This is a genomic window from Arcticibacter eurypsychrophilus, from assembly GCF_001730525.1.
Lineage (GTDB): Bacteria > Bacteroidota > Bacteroidia > Sphingobacteriales > Sphingobacteriaceae > Arcticibacter > Arcticibacter eurypsychrophilus.
In genome coordinates, this window is the sequence record NZ_MDFN01000044.1 from 1 (window position 1) to 26,997 (window position 26,997).

The 26,997-nt window shown below is 37.5% G+C and carries 22 protein-coding genes; 8 read left to right on the forward strand and 14 right to left on the reverse strand.

The window, feature by feature from the left end; all coding sequences use genetic code 11:
- Positions 1-59: 59 nt before the first annotated feature.
- Positions 60-671, reverse strand: a complete 612-nt coding sequence (locus tag BFL47_RS18095) for a DNA-3-methyladenine glycosylase (protein ID WP_069661208.1) — start codon at positions 669-671, stop codon at positions 60-62.
- Positions 671-1,150: a GAF domain-containing protein gene (locus BFL47_RS18100; protein WP_069661209.1), complete on the reverse strand. Its 480-nt coding sequence runs from the start codon at positions 1,148-1,150 to the stop codon at positions 671-673. Before BFL47_RS18100 ends, BFL47_RS18095 begins: the two co-directional genes overlap by 1 nt.
- 56 nt (positions 1,151-1,206) lie before the next feature.
- Between BFL47_RS18100 and BFL47_RS18105 the strand changes: the two genes are divergently transcribed.
- Positions 1,207-3,387 (forward strand): S46 family peptidase, encoded by a 2,181-nt coding sequence (locus tag BFL47_RS18105; protein WP_069661224.1) that lies wholly within the window; start codon positions 1,207-1,209, stop codon positions 3,385-3,387.
- A gap of 66 nt (positions 3,388-3,453) precedes the next feature.
- On the opposite strand, the gene BFL47_RS18110 is transcribed toward BFL47_RS18105, so the two are convergent.
- Positions 3,454-4,542, reverse strand: coding sequence for an agmatine deiminase family protein (locus tag BFL47_RS18110; RefSeq protein WP_069661210.1), 1,089 nt, complete (start codon positions 4,540-4,542; stop codon positions 3,454-3,456).
- Positions 4,532-5,404 carry a carbon-nitrogen hydrolase gene (locus BFL47_RS18115; RefSeq protein WP_069661211.1) on the reverse strand — a complete coding sequence of 291 codons (873 nt, stop codon included), beginning with the start codon at positions 5,402-5,404 and terminating at the stop codon, positions 4,532-4,534. The genes BFL47_RS18110 and BFL47_RS18115 overlap by 11 nt, the downstream gene beginning before the upstream one ends.
- 125 nt (positions 5,405-5,529) lie before the next feature.
- Here BFL47_RS18115 and cmoA point away from each other — a divergent pair, with 125 nt between their 5' ends.
- From cmoA to BFL47_RS18135, 4 genes are all read left to right on the forward strand, one after another.
- The gene (gene cmoA, locus BFL47_RS18120) at positions 5,530-6,297 is read left to right on the forward strand and encodes a carboxy-S-adenosyl-L-methionine synthase CmoA (protein WP_083257272.1); all 768 of its coding nucleotides are present in this window, start codon (positions 5,530-5,532) and stop codon (positions 6,295-6,297) included.
- On the forward strand, positions 6,297-7,022 hold the full coding sequence (locus BFL47_RS18125) for a methyltransferase family protein (RefSeq protein ID WP_211480983.1): 726 nt from the start codon (positions 6,297-6,299) through the stop codon (positions 7,020-7,022). The genes cmoA and BFL47_RS18125 overlap by 1 nt, the downstream gene beginning before the upstream one ends.
- A 63-nt stretch (positions 7,023-7,085) precedes the next feature.
- Positions 7,086-9,314 carry a sodium-translocating pyrophosphatase gene (locus BFL47_RS18130; protein ID WP_083257273.1) on the forward strand — a complete coding sequence of 743 codons (2,229 nt, stop codon included), beginning with the start codon at positions 7,086-7,088 and terminating at the stop codon, positions 9,312-9,314.
- A gap of 131 nt (positions 9,315-9,445) precedes the next feature.
- A complete protein-coding gene (locus tag BFL47_RS18135; protein WP_069661212.1) occupies positions 9,446-10,024 on the forward strand; it encodes a MarC family protein in 579 nt (192 codons plus the stop codon).
- Position 10,025: 1 nt separating this feature from the next.
- Here BFL47_RS18135 and BFL47_RS18140 read toward each other — a convergent pair whose 3' ends face one another.
- From BFL47_RS18140 to BFL47_RS18160, 5 genes are read right to left on the reverse strand one after another with little or no spacing between them, the layout of a single operon-like run.
- Entirely contained in the window at positions 10,026-11,207 is a 1,182-nt protein-coding gene (locus tag BFL47_RS18140) for an RsmB/NOP family class I SAM-dependent RNA methyltransferase (protein ID WP_069661213.1), read from the reverse strand.
- Between the two features lie 2 nt (positions 11,208-11,209).
- The gene (guaA, locus tag BFL47_RS18145) at positions 11,210-12,739 is read right to left on the reverse strand and encodes a glutamine-hydrolyzing GMP synthase (protein ID WP_069661214.1); all 1,530 of its coding nucleotides are present in this window, start codon (positions 12,737-12,739) and stop codon (positions 11,210-11,212) included.
- A 43-nt stretch (positions 12,740-12,782) separates the two neighbouring features.
- A complete protein-coding gene (locus BFL47_RS18150; protein ID WP_016196895.1) occupies positions 12,783-13,010 on the reverse strand; it encodes a hypothetical protein in 228 nt (75 codons plus the stop codon).
- 24 nt (positions 13,011-13,034) lie between these two features.
- Positions 13,035-14,309 (reverse strand): M16 family metallopeptidase, encoded by a 1,275-nt coding sequence (locus tag BFL47_RS18155; protein WP_069661215.1) that lies wholly within the window; start codon positions 14,307-14,309, stop codon positions 13,035-13,037.
- Entirely contained in the window at positions 14,306-15,544 is a 1,239-nt protein-coding gene (locus BFL47_RS18160) for a M16 family metallopeptidase (RefSeq protein WP_069661216.1), read from the reverse strand. Before BFL47_RS18160 ends, BFL47_RS18155 begins: the two co-directional genes overlap by 4 nt.
- Before the next feature lie 189 nt (positions 15,545-15,733).
- Between BFL47_RS18160 and BFL47_RS18165 the strand changes: the two genes are divergently transcribed.
- Positions 15,734-17,353 (forward strand): CTP synthase, encoded by a 1,620-nt coding sequence (locus BFL47_RS18165; protein ID WP_069661217.1) that lies wholly within the window; start codon positions 15,734-15,736, stop codon positions 17,351-17,353.
- A 20-nt stretch (positions 17,354-17,373) separates the two neighbouring features.
- The gene (gene yidC, locus BFL47_RS18170) at positions 17,374-19,224 is read left to right on the forward strand and encodes a membrane protein insertase YidC (protein ID WP_069661218.1); all 1,851 of its coding nucleotides are present in this window, start codon (positions 17,374-17,376) and stop codon (positions 19,222-19,224) included.
- Between the two features lie 97 nt (positions 19,225-19,321).
- On the opposite strand, the gene BFL47_RS18175 is transcribed toward yidC, so the two are convergent.
- On the reverse strand, positions 19,322-20,512 hold the full coding sequence (locus BFL47_RS18175) for an MFS transporter (RefSeq protein ID WP_069661219.1): 1,191 nt from the start codon (positions 20,510-20,512) through the stop codon (positions 19,322-19,324).
- Between the two features lie 69 nt (positions 20,513-20,581).
- Here BFL47_RS18175 and queG point away from each other — a divergent pair, with 69 nt between their 5' ends.
- Positions 20,582-21,517, forward strand: a complete 936-nt coding sequence (gene queG / locus BFL47_RS18180; RefSeq protein ID WP_069661220.1) for a tRNA epoxyqueuosine(34) reductase QueG — start codon at positions 20,582-20,584, stop codon at positions 21,515-21,517.
- A gap of 36 nt (positions 21,518-21,553) precedes the next feature.
- Here the strand turns inward: queG and BFL47_RS18185 are convergent, their stop codons facing one another.
- The 4 genes from BFL47_RS18185 to BFL47_RS18200 form a co-directional block, all read right to left on the reverse strand.
- A complete protein-coding gene (locus BFL47_RS18185; RefSeq protein WP_069661221.1) occupies positions 21,554-22,609 on the reverse strand; it encodes a 3'-5' exonuclease in 1,056 nt (351 codons plus the stop codon).
- A gap of 295 nt (positions 22,610-22,904) precedes the next feature.
- A complete protein-coding gene (locus tag BFL47_RS18190; protein WP_245681407.1) occupies positions 22,905-23,441 on the reverse strand; it encodes a C40 family peptidase in 537 nt (178 codons plus the stop codon).
- Between the two features lie 2 nt (positions 23,442-23,443).
- A complete protein-coding gene (gene mutS, locus BFL47_RS18195) occupies positions 23,444-26,053 on the reverse strand; it encodes a DNA mismatch repair protein MutS (RefSeq protein WP_069661223.1) in 2,610 nt (869 codons plus the stop codon).
- 100 nt (positions 26,054-26,153) lie between these two features.
- A complete protein-coding gene (locus tag BFL47_RS18200) occupies positions 26,154-26,525 on the reverse strand; it encodes a DUF3024 domain-containing protein (RefSeq protein WP_083257274.1) in 372 nt (123 codons plus the stop codon).
- Between the last annotated feature and the right edge of the window lie 472 nt (positions 26,526-26,997).

Consider the following 26,997-nt stretch of genomic DNA (forward strand, 5'->3'; position numbering starts at 1 on the left):
TCAAGTGTATAGTTATTTTAGGATCTGACAGGTTTGCTTTCTGTGCCTAACCTGTCTACTTATTTCTTACTTATATATGGGTTCTCTTTAATGTAAAACCTCCAGGGAATGCGCTTATAAATCCCTTCAAAGTTCATTCCAACCCTTGCTGTTTCCACAACCTGCTCAGGAGAAACGACTTCTCCCTCTTCAATCCATATTTTATTGCTCTGCAAGGAGATCCCATTATGCAATTTGAATAAACCCATTGCTTTAGCAAGCGCACCGGGACCTTTACATAACTTTTTAAGGTCCGTTATACCTCTTCTGTTCTGCATAATCGAAATACCATCCACAGGTTGCAATGCCCTGATCAGGATGGCGTGAGAACTTCCTTCAGCGCCAGTAACGATGTTTAACATATCGTGGATGCCGTAACAGATGTACATATAAATTACACCTCCACGGGCATACATCACTTCATTTCGATTAGTCCGCTTGTTATTATAAGCATGCGAGCCCCGATCTTCTGGTCCTATATAGGCTTCTGCTTCCACGATGATGCCAGAGCTAAAAAGCCCATCCACATCAGTACAAAGCTTTTTGCCAAGTAACTGCCTGGCTATTAAAAGAACGTCCTCGCGCAGGTAGAATTCATCTGGAAGTTTAGCAGGCTTCAACTTATTCAGCATTAATTATCTAATTGAATCAATTTTACAATCTCCTCCAGATAACGTTGATCTACCTCATTAAAATTATTCAACTCATCACTGTCAACGTCCAAAACTCCAACCACTTCATTCTGATAAAAAAGCGGAATGACAATTTCGGATTTGGAAATGGAGCTGCAGGCGATATGACCAGGAAATACATCCACATCCGGAACAATAATCGTTTCGGCCCTATCCCAGGAGGCACCACAAACACCTCTTCCTTTGTTGATACGAGTACAGGCAACAGGTCCCTGAAAGGGCCCCAATACCAGCTGTTCGTTTTTAACGAGGTAGAATCCTACCCAAAAAAAGCTAAACTGCTCTTTTAGGGCAGCGCTTACGTTTGCCAGATTGGCAATTAAATCCGTTTCTCCCTCTAATAAACCAGTTATTTGTGGGATAAGCGACCTGTATTGCTCTTCCCTATTTCCATTAATTATACTCAGATCTTCAGCCATGCGGTAAAATTACTTTATTAAATTTATTTTTGTACATTCCTTGACACACATATATGATGAACGATAAAAAGAAAAGATTTCTTATCACCTCCTTATTGGTTCTCCTGATCTCAGGATCGGCTTATACACCTCCCGATGAAGGGATGTTTCCACTCAGTGAGCTAAAAAAAGTTGATTTACATCAAGCTGGGTTGAAAATAGATCAAAAAGAAATTTACAATCCTGATAGTAACAGCGTTAGTCTGGTTGACGCCCTGGTACGTGTAGGGGGCTGTACGGGGTCATTTGTATCTAATGAAGGCTTGATCATTACAAACCATCATTGTGCGTTCAGCGCGGTGCAATTGGCGAGTACACCAGAAAATGATTATCTGGATAAGGGTTTTGTGGCTCATACCAGGGAAAGTGAAATTGAGGCTAAAGGATTGACTTGCCGGATTACGGACAGCTATGAAGATGTTTCTAAAGATATCCTTTCTTCCGTTTTGAATGTGACTGATCCGGCATCAAGGATCAGGGTAATCAATGCGGAAATGAAGAAGTTGGCTATTGATGCTGAAGCTCAGGATTCGACGATTGAGGCCGAGGTATCTGAAATGTTTATTGGAAAAACGTATGTATTGTTTAGGTATAAAACTATAAAGGATGTCCGTTTAGTTTACGTGCCCTCCAGAAATGTGGGCGAATTTGGCGGTGAGACCGACAATTGGGTATGGCCGAGACATACCGGTGATTTTTCATTTATGCGTGCTTATGTTGCGCCTGATGGTTCATCGGCTAAATATTCAAAAAACAATGTTCCTTATCAGCCAAGAAAATTCCTGAAGGTGAATGCAAATGGAGTAGAAGAAAATGATTTTGTTTTTATTTTGGGTTATCCGGGTAAAACATTCCGGCATCGTCCGGCTCAATTTATTCAGTATCAGCAGGACTTTTTACTTCCTTATGTATCCAATCTGTATACTTTTCAGAATGAGGTGATGACGGAAGCCGGGAAAAAGGATAAGGCTACTGATCTTAAACTATCTACACGGATCAAGCGTAATGCAAACGTTCTTAAAAATTATACGGGTAAGTTAAAGGGACTCAAAGGGCTTGATCTGGTGGCTTCGAAAGTGAAGGAAGATCAGGATCTGGCACAATACATCAATGAAAATGTGGACTTAAAGGCTAAATATGGCTCGTTAATGGGTGATATTGATGATTTGTACAAGCTCATTAACAGTGATGTCTATCGCGATATGTGGTTTGATCAAATTTACAAAAGCACTAATTTGCTTGATATTGCCCGTCAGATCAATGTGTTTAAAGCACAGGTTGCAGCAGAACCGCTGAGCAATAGAAATAAATTTTTCGCCTTAAATAGCCTGTTGCTTCAGAAGAATATGAATGATAAATACGAGAGTTATGATAGTGATGCTGATAAAAACATATTAACACGCATGTTAACTGATGCATCTAAACTACCTACTAATCAAAAAGTTAAAGTTCTTAACACGCAGATACTTAAAGGATTCAGTACTCAGGATCAGATTGAAAAATTTGTATCCAGCAAATTTCTGTATACGCGACTAAAAGATCAAGACTTTGTGATAAAGACTATTTTAAGAACTCCTGCTTCGTTAATGAGTTACAACGATCCGCTATTGATATTTGAGCGGGATATTAGTGACCAGATTAACTCTTTAAAACCAGAGAAGGATCGTCGCGATGGGGTGCTGAATAAACTAATGGGCGATTATGTTGCCGTAAAAGAGCAGTTTAAAAAGCAGGATTTCATTCCTGATGCGAATAGTACACTGCGGCTTACTTATGGCTATGTAAGGGGATTTTCACCGGCTGATGCCTCGTATATGCAGCCATTTACAACCATTAAAGGGATGCTGGACAAAGGAAGCTCGGATAATCCGGAATTTACATATCCTACGGCCATCAAACAATTGTGGTTGGCCAAAGACTTTGGTGCTTTTATTAAAAAAGATCTGAACGATGTGCCTGTATCTTTTTTATATAATCTGGATACTACTGGTGGGAATTCAGGCTCCCCTGTCATGAACAATCAGGGGGAACTGATTGGTGTTAACTTTGACCGGGCCTATGAAGCGACTATAAATGACTATGCCTGGAATGAAAATTATAGCCGCTCCATTGGTGTGGATATCCGTTATGTACTATGGATTGCTTCAAAAGTGGATCATGCCGATTTCCTATTGAAGGAAATGGGGGTGTTAAACTAATAATATTTAAAGCTCCTGTATGTTGAGGAGGTTAAGTAATTAGGTGCTGTATGTAATTTTAACTAGTTATACTTTAGGCTCCTGCTGACTCAGACAATGGAAGCTCCCAAGGCCCCAGATGATGTCGGTGGAATCTAATCCGACAACTTCGCGGTCCTTAAAACAGCTACTGATCAGATCTAATGCCAGGTCATCTTTTTTACAACGATATGTAGGAACGATGACCTGTTTATTACTGATATAAAAGTTGGCATAGGATGCTGGCAGTCGCATTTCATCATAGATTACGGCATCGGGCATCGGCAACTCAATGATGTTGAGCTGTTTTCCATTGAGTAAACGTAGTGCACTAAGTGTCTTTAAATTTTGCTGAAGGAGATCATAGTTGTCGTCATGGATGTCGGTTTCTACTGCAGATAACACGGTATCTTCGCTTACAAAACGGATGGTATCATCAATATGTCCATCGGTATCATCTCCAATAATGCCTTCGTCAATCCAAAGAACCTGGGTGGCACCATAAAACTCGTGTAGAAAGGCTTCGATCTGGTCTTGATTCAAATCAGGGTTTCTGTTTTCGTTTAACAGGCAACATCTCGAGGTAAGGATTGTACCAGCACCATTGAATTCTACAGAACCGCCTTCCATGATAATACCGGGGTGAAATACGGGGATGTTAAATTCTTTTCCGATGAGGGTGGGGATGACATCGTCCTGATCAAAAGGGGGATATTTTCCTCCCCAGGCGTTGTAACCCCAATCTACAATCACCTTCTTGTGGTCTGCAGCATTGGAATTGACAAGAAATGCGGGGCCATGATCTCTGCACCAGGCATCGTCAGTGGGATGTATAAAAAAATCAACCTGTTGTAAATCTGCGCCTGCTTCTATAATATACTTTAGGACAAAGGCTTTCATGCTTTCATTTAGCACATTAATCCTGACTTTTTCACTTGAAGCAAGTAGCTTGACAAATTGGGCGTATGGTTTGTAAATGTTGGCTATTTTTCCAGGCCAACTGGCTTCTTTATGTGGCCAGCTTAACCAAGTGGCTTCGTGTTGCGCCCATTCTGCAGGGAATGTATAACCTAATTGTGCGGGTGTGTTACCGTTTGCGAAAGCTGGAAATAATGCTTTTCTGAACTTATTCTCCATCAATATAGCGCTTGGTAATAGGTGCATAAGAATCTATTCTTCGGTCACGCAGGAAAGGCCAGTGTGTCCGGTATCGATCAGAAAGGCTAAGATCTAATTCATGTACATGGTTCTCTTCTTCGGTATGTGATGCTTGATACAGCACTGTACCGAAGGGATTTGAGATAAACGACCCTCCCCAGAACTTCAACTCACCTTCAACTCCTGATCTGTTTACAGATACCACGTGCACACCGTTGGCTATTGCATGGCTGCGCTGGATAGTCTGCCAGGCATTGTATTGTTCTGTATTGGTTTCCACCTCCTGTGTCGACGCCCAGCCAATAGCTGTAGGATAAAATAAAATCTCCGCTCCCATTAAGGCAGTGATCCGGGCAGCTTCAGGATACCATTGGTCCCAGCAAATCAATACCCCTATTTTGGCGTATTTGGTTTCAAAAACTTTATAACCCATATCTCCGGGCGTAAAATAGAATTTTTCGTAAAAACCTGGATCATCAGGTATGTGCATTTTGCGGTATTTACCTAGATATTCGCCATCAGCATTGAGTACCGCAGTAGTATTATGATAGAGTCCCTGGGCTCTTTTTTCGAATAAAGAAGCAATGATGACGACATTTAATTCTTTTGCAACTAAAGAAAGAGAGTCTGTAGATGGCCCCGGAATACTTTCCGCAAGTAAAAAGTTGGCATAATCCTCCACATCACAAAAGTACAGGGATGTAAATAATTCTTGCAAACAGACAATTTGAGCGCCTTGGGCAGCAACTTCCCTAACCTGAGCTATTGCTTTAGCCAGGTTTTCTTCCTTGCTAAAGGTGCAACTCATTTGCACTAATCCGACTTTAACTTTATGATCCATCTAATGTTTGTATATTAAGGCAAAAATATACAATTTAGCAGAATCTTTAAAACTTGTTAAACCATTGTTTGGTTTAACTGGAAACTATATCATTCCAACAAGCGTTAAAGGATATTTTATAAAAAATGAATTCTAAAACTGATGCACAGCACAATATGCCTGGCGCCCCAAAAGATGAGGTGTTTCGCGATGAAATCAATCAGATCTCTGATTTTAAATTTGGTACCAAAGTGGTCAATGTATTTGACGACATGGTCAGCCGCTCTGTTCCCTTCTACGGAGAAATGCAGCGTATGATTTCTGAGCTTGCCGCAGATCATGCTCAACCTGGAACATCGGTATATGATCTTGGTTGTTCTACAGGAACTACAATGATTGGCATGAATACCTCTGTTGCGCAGGATATTAAATTTGTGGGGATAGATGATGCAGCGGAAATGCTGAAGAAATGTGATGAGAAGCTTCAGGAAGCAGGTTTTACCCGCCCTTATGAATTAGTTGAAGCGGATATTCAAAGTGGCTTTAAGGTCGAAAATGCATCGGTTGTGGTATTATGCCTTACACTTCAATTCATTCGTCCTATTTGCCGGGAGAAGGTACTCCGGACTATCGTAGATGGGCTTGTTCCGGGTGGAGTGTTGATTTTAGTAGAAAAAATCCTTACTGAACAAAGTGTATTTAATCGTAATTTTATAAAGTATTACTACGATTATAAAAGGAGAAATCATTATAGTGAAATGGAAATTTCGCAGAAACGCGAGGCTTTAGAGAACGTTTTAATCCCTTATAAATCAAGTGAAGATATATTAATGCTTCATGATTCCGGATTTTCACAAACGGAAATATTTTTCAAATGGTATAATTTCACAGGTATAATTGCTATTAAAAACTAATGATGATCTCTATTGGTAACTTTTTTTTCAAGTACAGAAACTATTTATTTATCTTTTTATACCTCGCTCTTTTTATTCCATCACCTGATATTTTTACTGAAAGTGATTTAGGTCCAAATTATTACATATTGCCGGTTACATTGGGGTTGATTATCACGATTAGCGGACAATTAATCAGGGGTTTAACAATTGGGCTGGCGTATATTGTAAGAGGCGGCTTAAATAAAAAAGTATACGCGGACAAGCTAGTAACAGAAGGAATCTTTAACCATTGCCGGAATCCATTGTACGTTGGAAACATATTGATGCTTTTTGGTGTTGGTATCTTATCAAACTCAATTTTATTTGTGGGCATCCTGATGCCTATATTTCTTTTTATTTATCAGGCGATTGTATTAGCAGAGGAGAACTTTCTGCGGAATAAATTCGGAGCTGACTTTAATAACTATTGCAGCAGAGTGAACCGTTGGTGGTTAAGCCTAAAAGGAATCGGTTCTACGTTTGCAAGCATGCGATTTAATGCGAAGAGATGGATTTTAAAAGAATATAATACACAATTTGTGTGGCTAGTAGGGATTACCCTTATTTTATTGCTTAATTATCCGGAAATTACAAGTGGTGATACTGATTTCAGAAATGTGCTGATCGCTGCATTCCTTGTAGGATTGGTTTTGCTTTATATCTTCGTCAGATACATGAAAAAGTCTGGAAAGATGGTGGATTAAACATATTTATTTGTTTATATCGCAAAGCCGTATATATTTGAAATATAATTACCAATTATTCATATGGACTTTTTGTACGCTAACTTAATTTACCTTATTCCCTTTATGGGAGTTATTGGAATCATTTTCATGGTTCTCAAATCTCAATGGGTCATCAAACAAGATGCCGGAGATGAAAACATGCAACAACTTGCTGGTTACATAGCAGATGGAGCCATGGCATTTCTAAAAGCGGAATGGAAAATTCTAAGTTATTTTGCTGTGATCACAGGTGCACTGCTCTTCTGGTCCGGTACTTTAATTGAAACCTCTAGTTGGGTAATCTCAATTTCTTTTCTAATCGGTGCGTTTACTTCGGCCTTAGCAGGATATATTGGAATGAGAATAGCAACCAAAGCGAATGTGCGCACTACCCAGGCTGCTAAAACGAGCTTATCAAAGGCTTTTAAAGTTGCTTTTACGGGTGGAAGCGTAATGGGGCTGGGAGTTGCCGGTCTGGCAGTACTTGGCCTAGGTTCCTTATTTATCGTATTCTACCAAATGTATGTGGTTCAAACTGGATCGTCAGTAAATGGGAAAGGGATGGAAAAAGCACTTGAAGTGTTAGCCGGATTTTCCCTTGGAGCTGAATCTATAGCTCTATTTGCACGAGTAGGTGGAGGTATTTATACCAAGGCGGCTGACGTAGGTGCGGATTTGGTTGGGAAAGTGGAAGCCGGAATTCCCGAAGATGATGTTCGGAACCCAGCTACCATAGCTGATAATGTTGGGGATAATGTTGGGGATGTTGCCGGAATGGGTGCGGATTTGTTTGGTTCTTATGTGGCTACAATTCTTGCGACAATGGTACTGGGTCGTGAGATTGTTTCTCAGGACAACTTCGGAGGCATTGCTCCTATCCTTTTGCCGATGCTTATTGCGGGGTTAGGTTTATTATTTTCTATTGCTTCAACTTACATGGTAAGTATTAAAAAAGATACTGATAGTGTACTTGCTGCTTTGAATTTAGGTAACTGGACTTCAATTATATTAACTGCTTTTGCGTCCTATCTTGCCGTACAATGGTTATTACCCGATGCTATGATTATAAGAGGCTTTCCTTTTACTAAAGATGATGTATTTTATGCTATTCTGGTTGGTCTTGTTGTAGGAACGTTGATGAGTATGATAACCGAATATTATACAGCAATGAATAAAAGACCTGTAAGATCTATAGTAAATCAATCGTCTACAGGTCATGCGACAAATATTATTGGAGGAATTTCAGTGGGTATGGAATCCACACTTCTGCCGGTACTTGTTTTGGCGATGGGTATTTATGGCTCTCATCACTTTGCAGGTTTATATGGTGTGGCCATAGCGGCTGCAGGAATGATGGCAACTACGGCTATGCAGCTTGCAATTGATGCATTTGGTCCGATTGCTGATAATGCTGGTGGAATTGCTGAAATGAGTAAACTCCCTGCTGAAGTACGGGAAAGGACAGATACATTGGATGCTGTAGGTAACACCACTGCGGCAACTGGAAAAGGTTTTGCTATTGCATCTGCTGCCTTGACCTCATTAGCTTTGTTTGCCGCTTTCGTGGGGATTGCTGGTATAAATTCGATTGATATTTACAAGGCGAATGTGTTGGCCGGACTGTTTGTTGGAGGAATGATTCCTTATATATTTTCTTCTTTGGCAATCGCCGCTGTTGGTCGTGCTGCAATGGATATGGTTCAGGAAGTAAGACGTCAGTTCAGAGAAATTCCAGGCATCATGGAATATAAGGCACGTCCTGAATATGAAAAGTGCATTGCTATTTCTACCAAAGCATCCATCAGAGAGATGATGTTACCTGGTGCTATTGCATTAATCGTTCCTGTATTAGTGGGATTTACAATGGGTCCGGAAGTTCTGGGTGGTGTATTAGCAGGTGTTACCGTGTCCGGTGTCCTTTTGGGCATGTTTCAATCTAACGCTGGGGGCGCATGGGATAATGCAAAGAAGTCTTTTGAAAAAGGAGCCATTATTAACGAGGAAACATTTTATAAAAATTCTGATCCGCACAAGGCTTCTGTAACAGGTGATACCGTTGGTGATCCCTTTAAAGATACTTCAGGTCCTTCGATGAATATATTAATCAAATTGATGTCCATTGTATCTTTGATTATTGCCCCTCATATTGCTGTAGGACCTCCCTATCATGCGCCAACTTCTATTGAAAAGAATCACACCATCAATAGGGTAATTGATAGAACTTCACCGAATACGGAAGTTTATAATAATGCGCAGGCTGTGAGAAAATAGATCTCCATATTTAAATTCTGTCAGTTTTAAGTTTATTTTATGTACCGTAAAAATACAGGTATCTAAAATAAACTTAAAATCCCTGTTTAAACTTAATATCTTTGTGCGCATTTTACATGTCCACAATAAATATGAATGAATACTTTAAATTTGATCATAAGCAGATTCTTTCTGTATCCATGATCTTGTTTGCAATAATAGATATTATCGGTTCTGTGCCTGTTGTAATTGAGTTAAGAAAAAAGGCTGGACATATTCAATCGGAGAAAGCGACCATAGTTTCAACAATTTTAATGACGCTATTTCTTTTTCTTGGAACAGAGCTTCTTAAGCTTATTGGTTTAGATGTCGCTTCATTTGCAATAGCAGGGTCTTTTGTCATCTTTGTTATCGCTATGGAAATGATATTAGGAATTACCTTCTTTAAGGAGGATTTGCCTGAAACCATATCTATTATACCGTTGGCATTCCCCCTGATTGCTGGTGCGGGAACGATGACTACCTTGCTTTCCCTGAAATCCGAATATGATACTCAGAATATTCTTGTTGGTATATTAATCAACATGATATTTGTATATGTAGTGTTGAAAAATGTTTTTTGGTTGGAACGTTTGTTAGGTAAATCTGGTTTAAGTGTATTAAGAAAAGCATTCGGTATCATTCTCCTGGCTATTGCAATCAAGCTTTTCAAGAATAATACCGGCCTTTAGTTTAGCGAATTAGTCGCGCTACAAACATGCTATCTGCTTTTCGCTCATAGCCTTTTATTACTTCCTGCTTTTCTAATTTCAAGTCGTATGTTTTAACCAAATACTCCACATTTGCTTCATTTTCTTCTTTGAAAACAGAACAGGTGATGTAGATTAAGGGTTTACCCGGTTTTAGAAATTTGATAAGATTACCTGCTATGGAGCGTTGAAGGCGTTGAAAACTTAAAATCTGCTGGGTATCAAATTGACTTATTAATTCAGGACTTCTTCCCCATGTTCCTGATCCGGTGCAAGGAGCATCCAGAATGATTCCATCAAACATATAGCTATTCAAATATAAGGTAGGATCCTTTGTCAGATCCATAATCTTTTTCTGATAAGGAATAAGTCCGGCGCGCTTAAATCGTTCATCCAGATTAAAAAGGATATTCTCCCTAACATCTGTTACAAGTAGTTTAATATTCTTTTGCTGATGGAAGAGATTAAGCGATTTACCACCAGAAGCAGCACAACTATCCCACCAATAGTCATACTGATGCGGCTCAAAAAAGGTTCCTGCATATTGGGACGAAAGGTCCTGAACTTCAAACAAACCAGTTCCTTTTGCAATTTCAGGAAATAGCTGATCTAATTTGACTCCATTAGGAAGAGCAAGTGTGTGTTCGGAAATTTCGCTGTACTTAATTTCAGCCTGATCAAGCGTATTCTTAACACGTGTATCTTTTCCGGGATGAATCCTAATAAACAAATCAGGTTGTACAAATAAAGAGGTTAAGAATTCTCTTTTATTGATCTTATCACAAAAATGATCAGTAAATGGATAAACGTCATCAAGTATAAAACCAAAGTCTGCCTGTTCAAGATGAGCAATGCGACCTGCAAGAGGCTGATCGGCATTCGCGAATAGTTCAGGGTTTAAGTGTTCTAAAAAGAGACTTGAAGTTCCCTCACATAGAAATTCAGCCAATACAATCCGTTCCCCTTCCGGTAAACGAGAACAAGCTCTACCGAGGCGGAAGTAATTATAAAGCAGGCGACTAGCTGTACGCCTGTCGCCTGATCCCATTTGTTTATTTTCACGAAAATAGCCTGGAAGAAACCTCGCCAATTGCATGTTTTGGGGGTATGCATGCAGAATTCTAAGAAAAGTCTTGAGCTGATTGTCGTATTTGTTTGTTGTCATTATTATTCCCATTCAATAGTTGCTGGTGGTTTTGATGAAATATCATAGACCACCCTATTGATACCTTTAACGTTATTTATGATTTCATTGGATATTTTACCCAGAATCTCATAAGGGATATGACTCCAATCAGCTGTCATACCATCCATAGAACCTACTGCTCGCAAACAGATGACATGTTCATAGGTACGCTCATCACCCATAACTCCTACGGATTGAACAGGTAAGAAAATAGCGCCTGCCTGCCATACTTTGTCGTACCAGCCGGTGCTCTTCAATATATTGATATAAATAGCGTCAGCTTCCTGTAAGATAGCAATCCTCTCGGGAGTGATCTCTCCGATAATACGAATTGCTAATCCAGGTCCAGGAAAGGGATGGCGGCCTAAAAGTGCAGGATCTAATCCAAGTGCTTTACCTACGCGCCTTACTTCGTCCTTAAATAAAGTATTCAGAGGTTCAACCACTTTTAGCTTCATAAAGTCTGGAAGTCCACCCACATTATGATGTGACTTAATGGTTGCAGAAGGGCCGTTTACTGATACGGATTCGATTACATCAGGATAGATTGTACCCTGACCCAACCACTTAACATCCTGTACTTCATGTGCTGCCTGGTCAAATACCTCAATAAAGGCTTTACCAATGATTTTACGCTTTTGCTCCGGATCTTTTACTCCTGTAAGCTGTCCTACAAAAAGATCTCTCGCATCTATCCCCCGTACATTCAGCCCCATGTGCTGGTAAGAATCGAGCACTTGCTCAAATTCACCCTTACGCAAAAGTCCATTATCAACAAATATACAATGGAGATTCGTACCAATAGCTTTGTGAAGAAGTACAGCTGCGACTGATGAATCCACCCCCCCTGAAAGGCCTAGAATAACTTTATCGTTTCCTAATTTAATTTTTAAGTCCTGAATAGTGGTATCAATAAAGGATTCGGAATTCCAATCCTGTGTGCAATGGCATATATCAATCAGAAAGTTTTCCAAAAGTTGCTTGCCGTCTGTACTGTGTGTAACTTCCGGGTGAAACTGAATACCGTAGGTTTGAGAGCCTTTAATTTGAAATGCAGCAACAAGTACCGTATCAGTACTAGCAATTATTTCAAACTCATCGGGAATCCTGGAAATCGTATCGCCATGTGACATCCACACCAATGAATCAGCAGGTATCTTATTTAGCAAAAGATTCGTATCATTAACATAAGTAAGGTTTGCCCTTCCATATTCGCGAATAGATGAAGGTGAAACCTCTCCGCCTGATTTTTGAGCCAGATATTGGGCTCCGTAACATACTCCTAAAACGGGATATTTATTATGAAATAAGCTAAAATCGATTTGGGGAGCATCGTCTTGTCTTACAGATGCAGGGCTTCCCGACAAGATAATCCCTTTAACACTATCGTCAAGCGCGGGAAGGTGGTTATAGGGGTAAATTTCACAGTATACGTTTAATTCTCTTACACGGCGGGCAATAAGTTGAGTGTACTGCGATCCGAAATCAAGAATGATAATTTTCTCTTGCATGGGCGAAGCTACATATTATCAGTAAAAAACGCAAATTTATGGCTTATAAGCTCATACGTAAATGATGTTCATCCATAAGATTTTTTAAAAATGTACTGATCTGAAGCATAATATCAGCATTCAGATAGGTGCCATCAGGATTAAAAACGTATTCCTTTTGAGATAATGAATAACGAATGACTCCCAGGGGAAAATCTTCAAACGACTTTACATAATAAATTTTAGTATTTACATATTTGTCGGCAAGAATAAAATTAACCGGTCTGTCCATTAGAATTTAGTATTACTGATACCGCTATTTTTTTCCGGTAATTACGATGATAAATGAATTATAATCTAAATATTTATTGGCTAGTTCGAGGAGTTGAGGGGCGCTGATATGCTTAATGGTCTGAATATAACGTGTATAATAATCATAATCTAAGCCAGCAAGATAGATATTTTTGAACTTGTCTGCATGGGAAAAGGCATTTTCTAAACTACCCATAAATGATCCCAGCATATAATTTTTAACGAGTTCAATTTCTTCCCCGGGAATAAGTTCAGTGCGAAGTAAATTCACTTCTTTTTCTATTTCCTTAAGGGTCAGTGTACAGACATCAGCACCAACTTCAGATGCTATTAAAAAATAACCAACATTTTGAAGTGACACTAAACCTGAGCCTATACCATAGGTGTATCCTTTCTCTTCGCGTATATTAGCCATCAGCCGGGAGCCGAAGTATCCACCTAAAACTGTATTTAGAAACTGTAGCGCAGGGAAATCTACATGATTTCGGGGAATAGATAATTGACCAATACGTATAGCAGACTGTAAAGCCTCTGGTTTTTCAGTGTAATATAAAGACCCTTTTGTCTCTGGAAATGAAAAACTGTTTTTTGTAGCTGGTACTGTATTTTCCCAATTGTTGCCAAAGAAGCTGTTAATTTTTTGAGCTATTAACTCATCTACCTTGCCTGAGGCTATAATAATACAATTATCAGGCTGATAAGCTGCACGATAATATTCAACTAATTCATTACGGTCCACTTTATCATAATCATCTGCATTGACAATGTAACCGTAAATGGAGTCGCCAAATAAAGCATGATTAAAGATTCTTTTTGTGACAATATCATTTTTTTCCAGACTAATTAAAAGCTTTTGTTTTTGATTCCGTACAAAGGTTTCCAACTCCTCTTGAGGAAAGATAGCTTCGGTGAGAATTTCCTTTACGATGGGAAGAACTTCGTCTAGATGTTTGCTTAGGGTATATAATGTGACGGTAGATTGATCAAAACCATATTCTGCCTGAATAAAGGCACCATAACTATCTATTCTTTCAGAGATTTGGTAAGACGACATTGTTCTTGACCCTTCTATTAACAAGGAATTGGTAACAAATGCCTGTAAAGGATGATTGACATCCCAGTTTACATTATTAAAGATAAATTCAATTCTGACAAGTTCCTGCTCGCCAGCGTTTACTACAAATAATTTTATTTTATTATCAAGCAGCCTTGGAGTTGCCTGGATCAGATTAATTTGATTAATCTCTTTAAATGCAGGTGCTATTGTTCTGTTGATCATTTATTTGCTAGATATAATAATGTGGAAGAATTTTCTTTTGTTAAAGTAGCCTTAGCACGTTGAATAATATCATTAACTGAAATTTTCAAATAACGCTCAGTTTCTTTATTGAAGTCATTCGCATCACCTAATACTTCAAAAAAAGCTAGATTCATCGCTTTGTCCAATAAACTCATTTCAGCAAATACCATGGTAGATTCAATCTTATTTTTGACCTTATTCAATTCCGTTTCAGCAACTTGTTCGGAACTAAAATGGTTCAAAACTTCCCATATTGCTAACTCTGCTTCTTCAATTGTAACTCCCAAGACAGGCTTTCCATCAATAATCAACAGTCCTGGATCTGCACTACTTGTTAGTGAAGCGTTTATATCAGTAAACAACTTACGCTCCTTAACCAGATTATTGTAAAGTCGTGATGAATTACCTCGTGAAAGCATATCTGTAATCAAATCCACTTCATAATATCCCTGATCTGTTTTCGCAGGTACATGAAATGCAATATAAATCGCATCTAAAGGAACATCTGCATAAAAGACTTCGCGGCGTTCTTCTATTTGAATTGGCTCAATAGGAAGATTTCTGACGTATTTTTCACCGGGATGTATATTCCCAAACCATTTTTCAGCAAGAATTTTCACCTCACTAGTAGTAACTGCCCCTCCTACTACCATAATCGCATTCGATGGACTATAGTGTTTTTTAAAGAAGTCTTTTACATCTTCAATAGTTGCCTCTTCGATATGAGAAAGCTCTTTCCCTATTGTTGACCACATATAAGGATGTTTCTTATATGCCAGTGGTCTGAGTTTTAACATCACCTCACCATAAGGCTGATTGAGGTAACGTTGTTTGAACTCTTCTGAAACGACATTACGCTGAACATCCAGACTTTTTTCAGAAAAAGCAAGGCTTAACATTCTATCACTTTCTAACCAAAAGGCTGTTTCCAGATTTTCGGCAGGAAGTGTAATATAATAGTTAGTAATATCATTGCTGGTAAAAGCATTATTTTCACCACCAACCCTTTGCAAAGGTTCATCATAAGAAGGAATGTTGACTGAACCACCAAACATTAAATGCTCAAAAAGATGAGCAAAGCCTGTTTTAGAAGGATTTTCATCCCTTGCACCCACATTATATAAAATATTTATGACAGCCATCGGTGTTGTTGGGTCTTCATGAACAAGAACCATTAACCCGTTGTCTAGTTTAAATCTATTAAAATTTACCATTAAGGTTACTTTTCGGTGTATAGTTGCAAATGTAAATCTTTTAAATTAAGTGTAAAAACAAATCTCTAGCGATAAATCGAATGGATCATTTTAATATGCTCCTTTTTTTCTTACTTTTGTAACCCGTACAAGAGAACGTATTTTTTAGCTAAATATAGAAGCTTAAAGCGTTTTTAATCCATCACACTCATGACTAAATACATATTTGTTACGGGCGGCGTTACATCGTCGTTAGGAAAAGGAATTATTTCTGCCTCATTAGCCAAACTTTTACAAGCCCGTGGCTATCGTGTCACCATTCAAAAATTCGATCCTTATATCAATATTGATCCTGGAACATTAAATCCATATGAACATGGTGAATGTTATGTTACCGAAGATGGAGCAGAAACAGATCTGGATTTGGGACACTACGAGCGTTTTTTAAATGTACCTACATCTCAGGCCAACAATATCACTACCGGTCGTATTTATCAAAACGTAATCAATAAGGAGCGTGAGGGGGCTTATTTAGGCAAAACAGTGCAAGTAGTTCCTCACATTACAGACGAAATCAAACGAAACATCAGACTTGTGGGTGAAAGCGGCGATTTCGATATTGTGATAACAGAATTAGGAGGTACAGTGGGCGATATTGAATCCCTTCCTTACATTGAAGCGGTAAGACAGTTTCGTTGGGAGATTGGTGCTAGTAATTCACTGGTAATCCACTTAACGTTGATACCATTCTTAGCAGCAGCAGGGGAACTCAAAACAAAACCAACACAGCACTCTGTTAAAATGTTATTGGAGTATGGTATTCAGCCAGATATTTTGGTTTGTCGTACTGAGCATCATTTATCAGGGGATATAAGAAGAAAAGTAGCATTATTCTGTAATGTTAATATTAATGCTGTGATTGAATCTATAGATGCATCTACCATTTATGACGTTCCACTATTGATGTTAAAGGAGCAACTGGATAAAACGGTATTAACCAAATTAAAGCTTCCCTTGAAAAGTGATCCTAATTTAGACAACTGGAAAAATTTTCTTGGAAGGTTAAAGAACCCTACATCAGAAGTAAGTATAGGATTAGTTGGTAAATATGTAGAGTTACCTGATGCATATAAATCCATCAACGAATCCTTTATTCATGCAGGTGCAAGTAATGAATGTAAAGTTCGGGTAGTATGTCTTCATTCTGAAAGTATAACAGAAGAAAATGTTGCAGAACGACTAGCGGGATTGGATGGAGTTCTTGTAGCTCCAGGATTTGGTAGCCGGGGCATCGAAGGAAAAATTACTGCTATAAAGTATGTGCGTGAAAATAATATTCCATTTTTCGGGATATGTCTTGGAATGCAGTGTGCTGTAGTTGAATTTGCTCGAAATGTGCTGAAACTTCCGGATGCAAATAGCATGGAGATGGATGAAAATACGACCACACCTGTAATATCCATGATGGAAGAGCAGAAAAAGATCAAAAATAAGGGTGGAACCATGCGTTTGGGATCTTATACATGTGATTTAAAAAAGGGTAGTAAAGCGGCTCAGATTTATGGAAAAGCACAGATTGCCGAAAGGCACAGACATCGTTATGAATTTAATAATGAATACCTTAAACAATTTGAAGATGCAGGCTTGATTGCCTCTGGTATGAATCCAGATAACAATCTTGTTGAGATTATCGAACTCAAAAATCACCCGTTTTTTATTGCTAGCCAGTTTCATCCAGAATTAAAATCAACAGTTGCTAATCCACACCCTCTTTTTGTTAACTTTGTCGCCGCTTCTTTAGCACATTCAAGGAAAATTAACAAAAAATAAGAATAGATATCAAACAATAAATGGATAAAAATACATTCACAGGACTATTTTTGATCTTAATCATTTTCATAGGTTCTATGTATCTGATGAATCCTTCAGAAACAGAAATTAAAAGAGAAAGGTTAGTTCAAGATTCTATCGCAAGAGCAAAAGTAAATAATCCTGATACGCCTAAATTACCAGTAAAAAACGCCAAAGCAACATTAGCACCCGCTGTAGTTATTGATTCAGTAGCTATTAATGGTCCTTTCGGTAAATCTATTACTGGCTCTACTGAGACAATTGTACTTCAAAATGAATTGCTTAAGGTTCACTTAAGCACTAAAGGAGGTAGAGTTGCATCTGTAGAACTGAAAGGATTAAAAACTTATGACAATAAGCCATTAATTATGTTTGATGGTGAGAATAGTAATTTTGGTCTTACTTTCATAGCAGGAAATAAAGAGATTAATACACAAGACCTATACTTTGTTCCTTCGCAAAAAGAGCTTACCGTTACAAAAAGTGATTCTTCAAGTGTAACCATGAGACTGAGTTATTCTTCAAATCAGTTTATAGATTATATCTACTCCATAAAAGGTGACAGTTATAATGTAGGACTGACTATTGTAACTACTGGTTTGGGCAATGTGATTTCTGCTTCAAAACCTCTTACATTAAACTGGCAGGCTACCCTAAAACAAAAAGAAAAAGACCTTTCCAGTGAACAACGCTATTCAGGTGCGTATTTTAATCACGCTGACAACGAAGTAGACCATATTGGATCAAGCAAAGACGAAACAAAGGAACTCGGTGAAGATGGAAAAATTCAGTGGATATCTTTCAAACAACATTTCTTTTCAAATGTGCTGATTGCTAAAAATGGTTTTACTAAAGGTAAATTGGCCGTTACAGTACCAACCACCCCAGGACTTGTTAAATCTATAACAGCAAGCATGCAACTAGCCAAAGGAAAAGATAATACAGACGCTTATCCATTAACTTTTTATTTCGGTCCTAATCGCTTTAATACATTAAAAGCGCAAGGATATAACATCGAAAAACAAATTGACTTAGGATGGGGCCCTCTTAAATGGATCAACCAAGTGGCTGTTTTATTTATTTTTAAAGCTCTAGAAGGATTAGGATGGAGTTATGGTATCATCATACTTATTTTGACTATCATCTTAAAAACGGTTTTGACTCCTCTTACTTACAAGTCATATCTTTCTATGGCTAAGATGCGAGTATTAAAACCCGAAATGGATGAAATTAAAGTTAAAGTTGGTGATGATAATCCTACACTTTTACAACAGGAATATCTTAAACTGTATAAAAAGGCAGGAGTAAATCCTCTAGGGGGATGTATTCCGATGGTATTACAATTACCTATTGTCATGGCATTTTTCTTCTTCTTTCCAAACTTGTTTGAATTACGTCAGGAAAGTTTTCTGTGGATGAAAGATTTATCCACCTATGATTCAGTAATCAATTTTACAAAGATCCCATTACTGAATATTAATCACATCAGTTTAATGTGTTTGCTGATGACAGTATCTACTTTGGTTACTACATACTTCAATAATCAAACTTCGGGAGCAACTGGACAAATGAAATACATCGGATATATTACACCAGTAATTTTCCTAACTGTATTGAATAGTTATCCTTCAGGTCTAAATTATTACTACTTCTGCGCCAACGTATTAACATTTGTTCAACAGTTAATTATTAGACAATTAGTTAATGACGATAAAATACATGCCCGCATTCAGGAAAACAAGAAAAAACCTGTAGTTGAAAAGAAAAAATCCAAGTTTCAGCAGAAGATGGATGACTATATGAGGCAACAAAAACCTGCTCTTAAATCTGATCCTAAAAAAGGAAAATAGGTTTTACAAAATATCATAAAAAAGGCTGGCTATTAACCGGCCTTTTTTGTGTTCTTAATTTAATCTTATGTTTAAAATTATAAAATCATGGTAGGATTTAGATCTTCGCTGTAGATTTTGAGGAAAATAACCTACTCTCTCTTACAAAAACATATATTAGGGCTAGCAATGAAGCTCCAGCTCCAATGTAAAAGATAGTTGGAACCATTGAAATAATGTCTTTGTACATCCATCCTGCAAGTAAAGCGCCTAATCCTATCCCCGCTTCGAGAGCTATATACATGGTGGCCATTGCTTTACCGCGATGTTCAAAGTGACTAAGATCTATTGTCCAGGCATTAGTTGCAGGGGAAAGTATCCCTCCTGCAATTCCATAAACAATTGATCCGACCAAGAGTCCCGTTACTGAATGCGCATGACCAATTAAATAAAAAGATACACAAAGAAGAACCAAAGCAACTTTAATAACCGATATACGACCATAATTATCTGAAATTTTACCAGCAATAAATCTTATTAATAAAGAAGAAATTGTAAAAGTCATAAAAAATAATCCTTTATTTTTCACGCCCAGATGTGCACCCCAGTCTGGAACCAATGTTAACAAAATACCATATCCCAAATAAGATAATAGTATAACAAATGCAGCAGGTAAAACTCGCCATTCAATAATTTCCTTTCGTGAAATTCTTAAAAGTGAAAATTTAAACCGTTGAGGACATTTAAGTGTTTCTTTCATATTCAACAATATGACAATAGATAACATTGCAAATGCTGATGAACAATAGAATAAAACATCAATTGAATAATAAGATGTTATTAGACTACCGATGGCGGGCCCAATAGCCATACCTGTACTAAAACATAATCCATGAATACCAAGGGCCTCACCCCAGCGTTTAGCCGGAACAATATCGGCAACATATGCAGCAGTAGCAGTGGGTTTAAAACCTGTTGAAAACCCATGAATTAATCTTAAAAATAAAAACCCATTGATAGTTCCTAAAACCGGATATAAAAATCCACACACAAAACAAACTATTGAACCTACAGCCATTACAGGAACCCTTCCTATAGTATCGGTAAGTTTACCACTGAACGGCCTTGAGATCCCTGCAGTTAACGTAAACAAAGCAATAATTAACCCTTTGTATTCTGCGCCACCTAAACTGCTTAAATAAGCAGGCAGTTCAGGAATAAGCATATTAAAACTAGCAGAAAAGAGTAAGGAACTAGAGCACAGTAAGGCAAAAGGTACTGTATAAAGTGGCGTATTTGTATCAGACATAAGATTCTCCAAAAATAATGATAATATGTACTAGAAGCTCTATTTCTTTTATTCAGTATCTTTGATATGATGTATAATAATCCACAGAAATATAGCCAGCTCATTAAACAAGAAGCATCAAGGTTAGGATTTATGTTTTGTGGTGTGTCAAAAGCTGGTTTCCTTGAAGAAGAAGCTCCCAGGTTAGAAAACTGGCTAAAGCATAATTACAACGGAAAAATGGCTTATATGGAAAACCATTTTGACAAGCGTTTGGATCCCCGAAAACTTGTTGAAGGAGCCCGATCGGTTATTTCACTTGCTTTGAATTATTATTCTGATTCATCACAACCAGATGCTAAAACTCCTAAAATTTCAAAATATGCCTACGGGGAAGACTACCACGATATTATAAAAGATAAAACCAAGGAATTACTTTCATTTATTCGTTCGGAAATAGGCGATGTTACAGGAAGGGCATTTGTAGACTCAGCGCCAGTACTTGACCGCGTATGGGCGAAAAAAGCGGGTTTTGGATGGGTAGGTAAAAACAGCAACTTAATTAACAAAACAAGTGGCTCGTTTTTCTTTCTAGCTGAATTAATAATCGACCTAGAATTAAATTATGATATAACTACAGATAAGGATTATTGTGGAACCTGTACAAAATGCATAGATGCCTGTCCTACGCAAGCTATTGTTGCTCATTCGATTGTGGATGGCAGTAAGTGCATTTCATATCTCACCATTGAATTAAAGGAAGAGTTGCCTTCAGAATTTAAAGGTAAAATGGATAATTGGATCTTTGGATGTGATATTTGTCAAGATGTATGTCCGTGGAACCGCTTTTCAACTAATCACAATGAGTATGGCTTTAATCCCCATCCAGATCTCCTGAATATGAAAAAAACTGATTGGGAAGAAATTACCGAAGATGTATTTAAAAAATTATTTAAAGGATCTGCTGTAAGAAGAACAAAATTTAGCGGATTGAAAAGAAATATAGACTTTTTGAATATAGATTAAACATGAACGCTACGGCGTTCATGTTTAATCTATAGATCATTTTCCAAATTTTTTCTTCAATTCTTCAAGCATGCTATCTGTTAGCGGAGCTGCTGGTTCATTTTTATTAAATAATGAACGCTGTGCATCTGGTTCTTTTGGTTTTGCAACCTCTTGATTCTTTTGCCTTACTACATCATTATCCTTTTTAGGAGCAACTAATCTTGGTGTTGCTGAATGATTGGGAACTGGTACATTTACTATTTCAGCTACAACCTTCTTCTCTGTACTTTTTTTAATTAAAACTTTCTTCTCATTCCACTTTACCCAAATTTTTTCCAAACATTTCTTGGTATAAAGAGGAAAATCACCATTTTGCATCCATGAATAGTAACTAGGTTCAGCATGGAATACATCTTCTACACATTTACCTTTATGTTTACCAAAGTTAAACACCTCTATTCCCTTGTCGTTAAATACCAGCCGACCTGCAAAATCAACAGGATTGTGTAGGTTCGTAAACTTATGTAATGCGTCAATATCGTTCTGGACAGGTACAGATACATTCCCCTTTTTATCCTTAAACTCGGTTTCCTTATAGCGTTCTAGCTGACCTAACAGCACCTCATATGTAGCCGTTGTATCAGCATCAGCAGAATGCGCGTTTTCAATATCTTTACCACAATAAAACCGGTAAGCCGCTTTAAGAGTACGCTGCTCCATCTGATGGAAAACATTCTGCACATCTACAAATTTTCGGTTATCCAAATCAAAAGGAACACCCACACGCAGGAATTCATCCATAAGCATAGGTATATCAAATTTGTTGGAATTATAACCAGCAAGATCGCAACCTTCGAGAAAAGCAGCGAACACTGGTCCAGCCTGCTTAAATGTTGGTGCATCTTTTATATCTTCATCATAGATACCATGTATCAAAGATGTTTCCAGAGGAATAGGCATTTCCGGATTGATACGCTGATTCTTCATTTCTTTAGAACCGTCAGGAAATACTTTAAGAACTGCAATTTCAACAATTCTGTCTGAGCCAATAGTAATACCAGTAGCTTCCAGGTCAAAAAATGCGAGAGGACGTTTAAGATTAAGTTTCATTTGTAAAATCATTAAGGATTAGAGGTTTTTTTAACTCCAAACCACTGTTGTCAAAAGTCGTAAAAATTATATCAGTATACTTATTTAATCACCATCATTATTTAACAGTTAACTATAAGTCATTCAAATAGAAAATATATTTCTACTTTCTTAATAAGAATATCAAAATATCAAAGCCAGATTTGCTATTTACTTTACTGATCCGCACCTTGAAAAATATTTATAGTACCAAGAATCTTTTAAATCACTTACTTTCTTAATAAGAATATCAAAATATCAAAGCCAGATTTGCTATTTACTTTACTGATCCGCACCTTGAAAAATATTTATAGTACCAAGAATCTTTTAAATCACTTATAATAACGCCTTTACTGGTTGAAACATGAACAAATTTATTATTAAGTAAATATACTCCTACATGATTAAAAGGCGAACCAGCAAAATCAAAAAACACCAAATCTCCTTCTTTCAAATCTTCTTCATACAATCTTTTAACCTGATCGGCCATTTGTTTGGCTGACCTTGGCAGATTCTTATTAAATATTTCTTTTTCAAGCAGGATTGCTAATCCCGAACAATCGATACCTCCTTTTTCCATACCACCCAAACGGTGAGGAGAACCCATCCATTTATCAATGAACTTATACAAGTGCTCGTCTTTTATTTCCTTTTCCGAAACTCCTAATAAAACAGAATAACGTTCTTTTAAGCTTCCTGTTATATTTTTACCTCTACTACCCGAAGCATCAGTAATCATTTTACGTGAGCTACAAGAAGTAATCAGAGTAGATATAAAAATTATAGAAAGAAAGATACAAGTCCGTTTATTCATATTTAACCTTTAAGAATTCGTTGAATGTCATCCAATTTCATTAGAGCCTCCACTGGAGTTAACGTATTTACATCCAAATTATTTAACATATCCCGAATCTTTATCAATACAGGGTCATCGATAGAGAACATTTGTAATTGATAAGCCTGTTGCTGAACCTTTTTGATGCTATCTTTAATATTTTCACCTCCGGTTCGTTCCTGCTCCAATCTTTTTAAAATTTCATTAGCACGGGCTATAAGTTTTGCGGGCATTCCTGCCATTCTCGCCACATGAATTCCAAAGCTGTGCTCACTTCCACCGGGAACAAGCTTTCTAAGAAAAATAACTTTATTTCCAACCTCTTTTACTGTAACATTGAAATTTTTAATCCTGCTGAATGAATTAGATAATTCATTTAATTCATGGTAATGAGTGGCGAATAAAGTTTTTGCTTTAGCTGTTGGATGATTGTGTAAGAATTCAGCTATTGCCCAAGCAATAGAGATCCCATCATATGTAGATGTCCCTCTACCAATTTCGTCCAAAAGAATAAGGCTCCTGTCTGATAAATTATTCATGATGCTGGCTGTTTCATTCATCTCCACCATAAATGTTGACTCACCAGATGATAGATTATCAGATGCTCCTACACGTGTGAATATTTTATCAATCAAACCAATGCTAGCCGCTTTTGCCGGAACATAACAACCCATTTGCGCCATAAGCACAATCAAACCACACTGCCTTAATAAAGCAGATTTACCAGCCATATTAGGACCTGTTATAATAATAATCTGTTGAGCTTCATTATCAAGGTAAACATCATTGGTTATATATTCTTCTCCCAGAGGTAAACTTTTTTCAATTACCGGATGCCTTCCACCTTTAATATCCAAAATATGTCCATCCTGTATCTGAGGTCTAACATAATAATTCTTGATGGCGAGAGTGGAAAAGCAAAGCAGTACATCCAGCTGGGCAGCTAAATGAGCATTCAACTGAATGGGACGGATATACTCAGATAAAGCATAAAGCAACTCATTATACAATCTAGTTTCAAGCACCTGAATCTTTTCTTCAGCACCAAGGATCTGTTCCTCGTACTCCTTAAGCTCAGGAGTAATATAACGTTCTGCATTAACCAGTGTTTGTTTTCTAATCCAGTCAGTCGGAACCTTATCCCGGTGTAAATTAGTTACCTCTAAATAATAACCAAAAACATTATTAAAAGCGACTTTCAAAGAAGGAATTCCAGTAATTTCAGCTTCTCTTTTTTGAATTTCAATCAGATACCCTTTCCCACCAAAAGCAATCTTACGTAATCTGTCCAATTCTTCATTAACCCCTTCCGATATCACACTACCCTTTGATAACAACACCGGTGGTTCAGGATGAAGTTCTTTAGCAATCCTATCCCTAATCAGGATACAAGGATTAAGTTGCTCCCCAATTCTTTTGAGCGCTTCACTTTCAGATAAATCACAGTGGATTTTAATATTTTCAAGAGCGAAAAGAGCACGTTTTAACTGGCAAACCTCACGCGGATTGGCACGTTGCAATCCTACTTTAGATATCAAACGTTCCAAATCCCCTATTTGGCTAATTTCTTGTAACAACAAGCCTCTCAATTCTTCTTGTTTGATCAAAAATTCCACTACATTCAAACGTTCTTCAATAGGTTTACGTTCTTTCAATGGCATCACGATCCAGCGTCTCAACATTCTGGCACCCATAGGAGAGCTGGTTTGATCTAAAACGTCTACTAAGGTGACAGCATTTTCATTAGGCGAATCAATAAGTTCCAAATTACGAATAGTAAAACGGTCGAGCCACATAAATCGATCCTCTTCTATACGCGCTATGGAAGATATATGCTGTAGATTACGATGCTCGGTCTCGTTTAAGTAATGCAAAGCAACACCGGCCGCTATAATCGCTACAGGCAGACGCTCAATTCCAAAACCTTTCAACGACTTTACATCAAAATGTTTTAAGAGATTTTCAGAAGCAAAATCTCCTGTATACGCCCAGTCATCCAACGTATAAGTATAAAAACGATCACCAAAAGCTTCAGCAAAGTCTTTACTCCTACTCTTTTGAAAAATTACCTCACTAGGTTTCAGACTTTGAAGTAATTTATCAATATAGTCATTACTGCCTTGTGCTACCAAAAATTCACCTGTGGATATATCTATAAATGCGACTCCAGTCGCCAGTTTATCGAAATAAATAGACGCCAAGTAGTTATTAGACTTTTGTTGAAGAATATTATCGTTATAAGCAACGCCAGGAGTAACCAGTTCAGTAACTCCACGTTTGACAATCGTTTTAACAGTTTTGGGATCTTCAAGCTGATCGCATATCGCAACACGCTGACCAGCGCGTACCAATTTAGGTAAATAAGTTTCAATTGAATGATGAGGAAATCCAGCTAATTCAATATATGAGTTAGAGCCATTTGCCCTTCTAGTCAGCACAATACCTAAAATTCCTGATGCTTTAATGGCATCCTCTCCAAATGTTTCGTAGAAATCACCCACTCTGAATAACAATAAAGCTCCTGGATATTTAGCCTTAATGGTATTATATTGTTGCATGAGCGGGGTTTCTTTCACCAGACTTTTAGCCAATCTTTCTCCTTTTAACTTGCTAAATTAACAGTTTCAAAGGGGATTATTGCATTTGTTGAAAATGAAGTCTGCGATTCGTTTTTTATTCCCACGACTTACATCATCCCCAAAAGCAGTAATACTCATCTTGTTCAACCAACGATACAAACTCTTGAATATGGTCGACAGTTGGCTCGGGAGTATAAGAATGCCATTTCTGATCGCTTTGACGCCAGTATACTTTCCATATATCCTTAGCTACAACAAAAGTAGCCTTTGCAATAGGTAGCTCCATAATTTCCTCCGGATTATTCCAGCGAGGTCGTATTTCATAAATCATGACACTTTGTTTATCAAGATGATATGAAATATCCACTTTATCTCTAAATTCTTCTTTAGGTCTTTTCCTTTCAAGAAAATTTTCCAAAACCTCTATTATTTCTAAAGTATGTAAAGTTTCAATAGCCATTTTGTTGTTGCATTGTTTATGCATCAAATATGTAAATTTATCTTACAAAAGTGAATATGATTGTCATATATTTTAATAAAAAATTTGAAAAGAGTAGAGTGGTTAAGATTTCATCACTTAACATACCATATATTAAGTAATTGATATCCAAACTTTATAATACGTTTTTTCATATACCATGTTGTAAAGAAATCAACTCTTAACCAACAATCAACTAATTTATTCACATAAAACCAGTCGATTGTATGCGGAGGGTTATAGAACTAAACAGCATCCCAGCCCAATTCCTTCATTTTCTCCCCTTGAATCAGACGCTGATCGGCCTGAAGATTGATTTAAATTTGTACCAGGCCGAACATTCCTGTCCATCTCTACAATCCCGGTACAATAATTCCGTTATGTGCCAAACCAGAAATGGGTTACTTCTTCCTTCCTACCGGATCCGGTACCTGCGCTATAGACGACTCTACCCGCTCCCGATCCAGCCCTTATTACT